Raw genomic sequence first — 2255 nt, forward strand, 5'->3', positions numbered from 1 at the left:
GAGCTTGGTTGTATTCGCCAATCCTGGCACACGCGTATAGGCCGCCGAGCCGTCGACGTGGTTGGTAGCCGACCGGTTTCGACTATTAGCATCTGCGGAACTTTCGGCCGCTTTCGCGTGTTGGTGCTTTGTACTTCGGCCAGACAGCAAATTGTGATCAGCTGTCGCAGACTTGGCCCGTCGGCTTCGGTCGGCGGGCTTTTTGTCGTCTTGGGTGGAACACCCGCCTGCGACGATGGTTCGATCAGTAGCACTATTCGCCCAGCTCGGGCCTCGCATAGGAGAGCGATCTTGGCTACTTGGACGCAAAGAGATGAGAGAGAGCAGCGCACGACAGATGCTGCACGGTCATTAATCGATATTGAGCGCGCGGCCCGAGACGCAAAGACGGCTCGGCTACGGGAGCAGCGGCGGAAGGCTGAAAACACACCCTCCTTGAAAACACGCGATGGAAGAGCTTCGCAGTGAAATGGCGGTGTTGGCGGACCCCGGCTTTTGGGTGGCGCTGGCGGTCGTTCTGATTCCCTATGCGATGGGAGTTATATTGCTTCTCTGGGTAGCGAGTCCCCCGGCCAGTAGCCTTCTTCCACCGTCGGTTGGTGGACGCGTTATTGCTGATTAGCCTAACTTCTCCCCACGATCTGGCGCCAGGCAAGCCCAACCCCCGAAGTCCCTAAGCTTGGTGTCAGCGCTTGATTGCCCGCCGTGCCAAAACAGCGCGGCGGGCTTTGTTTTTGCTGGGGTTTCTTAATAGGATTACCTGCGCAAGGAAGGGGGCCGTCATGCCGATTCGTCGAAACGCTGAGCGAGCTGGTGTTTTCACCCCGTCCGAAATTGACCTACTGGGCCGCGTGTTCGATCGGCTGAAGGTCAACGCTCAATCTGATCACGAACGTGAGGCTCTCGCATCGCGGATAATCGCAAATTTCAAGGCCGGCATAGAGGACGAGGACAACCTTGTTTCGGCCTCCAAGCTACCGCTGGGGAGGTAGGCGCGGCGCCGCCATTGAGTGTCGGACCAGACCCCGCCCCGAAAAGCGCGGCCGGTTCTTTGCATTTAGGAGCCCGGATTGACTTGCACGCCGCCGAAGATGATGAGTCAAAGAGACTGACTATCGTGTTGCCCCCCGCGACCATCCATGACCGGCCCGCGCGTCAGTTGGCCGCGCGCTTTTCGAAAACGCCGAGCGCGACCGGCGCTGCTGAGAACGCGTTTGGCCAGCCAGCGTAGTAGACAAGATGACTGATTGCCTCGGAAGCTTCTTCTCGGGTAAGGCCGTTATTCAAGGCCCGGTCGAGGTGATAGGGGATTTGCTCGACCTGGCCTGCTGCTATCAGAGCGCTAACGTTCACCAGGCTCCGGTCGCGCGGCGCCAGATCAGGGCGCAGCCAGAGGTTTCGGAACAGCACTTCAGCGGTGTCGCGGACGAGGCCCGGCGAGGCTGGTCCCGTACCCTCTGCAACTCCCGCCGCGCGTTGGCCTCAGCCTTTTCGTCGAGCGGCAGAAGCGTGGGGTTAGCTGCTGGCAACTGATCCTGGCCAATGGCGCGTTCAGTGAAAACGTTCTTGGCGGCTGGAACCGCCGATGTAGCGTTGCCCCAGCCGGCGTAGAAAGCGAGGTGAGTGATGATCTCGGATATCTCGGCGGGTTTCACGCCATTGTCGAGCGCAAGGCGCAGCTGATCTGGCAATAAGGCGACATGGTTTCTCGCAATAAGGCGGAGACCGTGACGATGCTGCGGTCGCGCACCGATAGGCCGGGGCGTTTCCAGAGCCGGTTTGCGAGCGTCTCCTGAGCATGAAGCGCAAGGGCGGGAGATACTGCTTGAACGCCCTCCCGCGTGAGACTGCCCGACTGCGCAAATGCGCTTTGCCATGACAACACGAGGGCAAGGGCGGCGATACTTTTCATCTCAGGGCCTTTCTCATCGTTTGCAAGGGGCCATTTCATCCCTAAGCCCAGGCGGGGTGTAAGCCCTCAATGATACTGTTCGTCCGAGACCTGCTCCATCCACTCAACATTCTTGCCGTCGATCACGGGCGTAATCGCGATGTGGATCATGGAACTCGTCGCAGTGGCGCCGTGCCAGTGCCTGACGCCTGGCGGGGTCCAGATCACGTCGCCCTTATCTCGATCTTTTCGCCGCCTTGCTGCTGCACCCAACCTGACCGCTTTGCGACCGCTCGCGGCGGCCGGTGAGGTACGCCAACCAGTTGCCCGAGCAGATCGAGCGGCTGATCGTCGAGACCAAGCG

Annotated in this window: 1 pseudogene; it reads right to left on the bottom strand. The window is 60.2% G+C overall.

Annotated elements, in window-relative coordinates:
• Positions 1–1155: 1155 nt before the first annotated feature.
• Positions 1156–1912 (bottom strand): annotated as a pseudogene (locus NKH67_RS33915) (carboxymuconolactone decarboxylase family protein).
• Between the last annotated feature and the right edge of the window lie 343 nt (positions 1913–2255).

It is taken from the genome of Mesorhizobium sp. M0968, assembly GCF_040319065.1.
In the GTDB taxonomy this organism is placed as follows: domain Bacteria; phylum Pseudomonadota; class Alphaproteobacteria; order Rhizobiales; family Rhizobiaceae; genus Mesorhizobium.